Here is a 3957-nt window from a genome sequence, read left to right as displayed (position 1 = left end):
TAATCGGTCGTCAAAGGGTCAATGTTCGAATGCAACCGCTACACTCAACAAGGAACAAAGCCCGCAAGCACTTAACTAAATAAGAAAACCATATTCTATAACAAAATTTTTATAAAGTCAAGTGTTTTTAAATTTTTAACAATTTGTGTGGAATCACTCTAATCTTCTTCTCTAGATATTCTTATGTCTGTCATAGAATTTTTGAATCAAGAAGTATTTTTCAGTTTTTTATTTTAAAAACAAAATTTTTAGCATTTCTCTTTTAGAATCTTTTTAGAATCTTTTTATATATTTTTTACGCGCGCGCGAGGAGAGTTGTTTAACATCGTAAAATACGAGGTTTTAAAGGCTAAAGAATCCAAGACTAAAGACTACAAATTAGGAGACTAAAGACTACAAATTAGGAGAACGAAAATATGGGGAAACACAAAAGGAAATATTTGCTTCCTCTATGAGTAAAGACTACAAATTAGGAGAACGAAAATATGGGGAAACACAAAAGGAAATATTTGCTTCCTCTATGAGTAAAGACTACAAATTAGGAGAACGAAAATATGGGGAAACACAAAAGGAAATATTTGCTTCCTCTATGAGTAAAGACTACAAATTAGGAGAACGAAAATATGGGGAAACACAAAAGGAAATATTTGCTTCCTCTATGAGTAAAGACTACAAATTAGGAGAACGAAAATATGGGGAAACACAAAAGGAAATATTTGCTTCCTCTATGAGTAAAGACTACAAATTAGGAGAACGAAAATATGGGGAAACACAAAGACTAAAGACTACAAAACTATTTACATAGTAGTTTTTTATGCTATAATAAAAACGAACCAAGTTAGACAACCAATTTTGTTGAGAAATAAAGGCTATCAATGAACGAAATAGTGAAATATCATAATGACTTCAACAAAGTGAAGCTTCCAAGTTTTACAGAGCAAGAACAAAATTTACTTTTTGGAATCCTTACAAAAATCAAAGGAAAACCTGCAGGAGAAAAAATTATTTTTTATCCAAAGGAACTTTTAAAATTTAGCACCGAGAACCTTACATACAAAGCTTTAGGAAATTACTTGTCAGTATTAAAAACAAATTTTTTTAAAGCTGATTTCACGATTCTTGTTGAAGATAAAGAAAGAGAAGAGATAGGAAAAGAAACAGTGAATCTGTTTCAAAGTTTCACACTTTGGTATTCAAAAGATGATGTTAATTATGAAAATTTGCTAAGAATTGAAATGGTTGTAAATCCACGCTTTGAATATCTTATTAACGAGCTTACAAAGAACTTCACCCGCTTTGAGTTAGCAGAGTTTATCACTCTCAGTGGCAAATACACTAAAACACTCTATCGCCTTTTAAAACAATATCGCCAAACAGGTTATATGCGTATGGAATGGAGTGAGTTTGCAAGGGTTATGGATATTCCAAAAGATTATCGGCAAATTGATATTGACCAAAGAATTTTAAAACCTGCTCTAAAAGAGCTAATAAAACCTAGAAATCTTTTAGACCAAGAGCGAATACCTTTTAAAAGCCTCACTTATCAAAAAATCAAAAAAGGGGGGAATAGAGTAGTAGAAATTTGCTTTGAATGGAAGCCTGATGATGTGCAAAAACTGTTAGAACAAGCAGATATTTACGCAGAATTTTCTGAAAAACACAAAAACAAATGGTTTGATTTTGGTATGTTTGGCAAACAAAAACTTTTAGGCAAAGGACACAATGCAGAGGGAGAATCTATTTTTGTTTTTGAGGATACAGAAGGCAACCGCAATTTTGCAGACAAATTAAGCAATTACCCAACAGAAAAATCCCTAAAAGAACTTGAAAAAAAATTATTGAAATGAATATCAAATAAATATTAATTGAATATCAAAACTATATTATTATAATATTAAATAAATATCATAATAATATTAATAGCACAGCAATCAATCTTTCTTAAAAACCCTAAATCTAACATAAGAGTTTAAGCCTAAACCCATTAAATTAGCTTCTTGGTTTAATATTTTGTATTCTTCTTCAGTAAAGTTGATTACAAGCTTTTTGCTTCTTTTGGCATTCTTTGTATCGCTTGTTTCACCACGAGCGGAATCTACAAAATCATTTTCTTTTTTTGGTGAACTTAGTTTTTTAAATCCCATATTATGCTCCTATTTCATTTGTTATTTTTAAAAGCTCTTGGTAAAAATTTTCAAAGTCTTGTAAAGCTTTATCATTTTTATTGCAAAATTCTTTTATGCTCTTGCCATCTATTACAGCTTTGCGATAGGCTTGTCTTTCATAAATTACGCTTTCAAGCATTATTACTCTATCTAAGCCTTTTTCTTGCTTTGTTTGATTGATATATTCCTTTAGATGCTCTAACTCTTTTGCTAAAAAAGGATTAGGTGAAACTCTATTAACCAAAATCAAAGCTATTAAATTGGGATTAAACTCTGTTGCTTCATTATATAAATCTAGCATATGATCCAACACATTCACATCATATTGACTAGGGATTGTTGGAATGATGATGATATTTGAGGAGAGTATAGCTTTTCTCATTTCTTTGCTATCTCTACCGCCTGTATCTACTATAATGTTATCAAAGGTATTTTTCATTCTTTTAATCTCATCACCTAAGCTAATACCTGTTTTTGAAACATTTGAAAATAAAGGCTCTAAATTTGATTGACTTCTCATATCTGAAAATACTTCCGTAGATTTTTGAGGATCTGCATCAATTAATAAAACATTATTTCCATCTTCTGCTAATCTTGCGGAGAGATTAACAGCCAATGTGGTTTTGCCACTCCCGCCTTTTTCATTCACTATTGATATAATCATGCAAAAAACCTTAGTTTTAAATTTATATTGAAAAAATATCATAATGATATTTAAATAATATTGAAACAATATTAAAAAAATATTAACAATAAATATATTAAAACGATATTATAACAATATCAAAACAATATTAAACTAAATTTTTTTCATTTTCATAAATATTGGGTATGTTTTAATGTTAAAGTTTTGTCATATTAATTTTTTAGGCAGTTTCAAATGAAAAAAATTTCTCACAAATTCTTAGAATCTTTAATTGATAAATATGATGGAATTACTATTTCTGAAGCTATCTTGGCTCTTGAAAATGCCCTTTCAAGATATTATGGTGGTGTTGAAATTAAATCCATTAAAAAAGATGGGAATTATCAATTCTATAAAATATTCTATAACAAGTTTAATGAGCTTAAAAAAGATGTCGTGTTTTTAAAACCTAGTGATACTAAAAACATAGAAAAAATATTAGTGAGAAATTTAAAGCTCTATTCTTTGCAAAACACCTTGCAAAAAATCAATTATTGTATCTCCAAAGAAAAAGGCATTGTTATTGGAGAGGTATTAGACAAAAAAAGAAACTCTTATGTTGTTGCCACAAAATTTGGAGTTGCAATCCTAAGAATTAATGATTTAGTTCTATCTGAAAAGAGAAAAGGTTTCTACAATAAAGGTTCTGCCTTAAAGTTTTGCATTAAAGAAGCAAAAATACAAAAGGGAGAGTTAAAAATTCTATTAAGCAGAAAAAATCAAGCTATTTTAAAATCCGACATTAAAGATATTTTTACTAAACCCGATGATTTCTATGCCATTGATAGGATTATAGGTGAAAAAATTTTACTTTTTACTAAAAACAATAGAAACCCCAAAAAAGAAATTATAGAACTTGCTAAATTGTATAGAGAGCGTGTGAGAGTAGAGGTTATACGATGAATGCAAATTTAAACAATCAAAGAGATACCAACCAAAGAGATTTTATACATACAAGAAATCAAGGCAATGATAAATGGAATAACCTTTCCTTTGCACAAGGACTTACTGGTAATACTAGAAATATTTTTGCACTCCTTAGCGAAATTCAACGCTATTATGTTATTGAAGCACGAATAGAGGAATTACCTAAAGAATACTTTACAA

5 protein-coding genes and 1 pseudogene are annotated in these 3957 nt (G+C 29.2%); 4 read left to right on the top strand and 2 right to left on the bottom strand.

The window, feature by feature from the left end:
* Positions 1 to 451: 451 nt before the first annotated feature.
* Together LS72_RS10185 and LS72_RS10180 are read left to right on the top strand one after the other, a co-directional pair.
* Complete coding sequence (locus LS72_RS10185; protein ID WP_138155331.1) at positions 452 to 805, top strand: hypothetical protein; 354 nt, start codon at positions 452 to 454, stop codon at positions 803 to 805.
* A 70-nt stretch (positions 806 to 875) separates the two neighbouring features.
* A complete protein-coding gene (locus LS72_RS10180; protein WP_052087375.1) occupies positions 876 to 1847 on the top strand; it encodes a replication initiation protein in 972 nt (323 codons plus the stop codon).
* A gap of 84 nt (positions 1848 to 1931) precedes the next feature.
* On the opposite strand, the gene LS72_RS10175 is transcribed toward LS72_RS10180, so the two are convergent.
* Both LS72_RS10175 and LS72_RS10170 read right to left on the bottom strand, forming a co-directional pair.
* Complete coding sequence (locus LS72_RS10175) at positions 1932 to 2144, bottom strand: hypothetical protein (protein WP_034555118.1); 213 nt, start codon at positions 2142 to 2144, stop codon at positions 1932 to 1934.
* Position 2145: 1 nt separating this feature from the next.
* On the bottom strand, positions 2146 to 2829 hold the full coding sequence (locus tag LS72_RS10170) for an AAA family ATPase (protein ID WP_034555117.1): 684 nt from the start codon (positions 2827 to 2829) through the stop codon (positions 2146 to 2148).
* 216 nt (positions 2830 to 3045) lie between these two features.
* On the opposite strand from LS72_RS10170, the gene LS72_RS10165 reads away from it, so the two are divergent.
* Positions 3046 to 3753: a hypothetical protein gene (locus tag LS72_RS10165; RefSeq protein WP_034555116.1), complete on the top strand. Its 708-nt coding sequence runs from the start codon at positions 3046 to 3048 to the stop codon at positions 3751 to 3753.
* Positions 3750 to 3957: pseudogene (locus LS72_RS10160) on the top strand (hypothetical protein); the annotation flags it as partial. The gene LS72_RS10165 and the pseudogene LS72_RS10160, both read left to right, overlap by 4 nt.

The sequence above is a fragment of the Helicobacter apodemus genome (genome assembly GCF_000765745.2).
GTDB lineage: Bacteria > Campylobacterota > Campylobacteria > Campylobacterales > Helicobacteraceae > Helicobacter_D > Helicobacter_D apodemus.
This window is presented reverse-complemented; position numbering and strand designations above follow the sequence as displayed.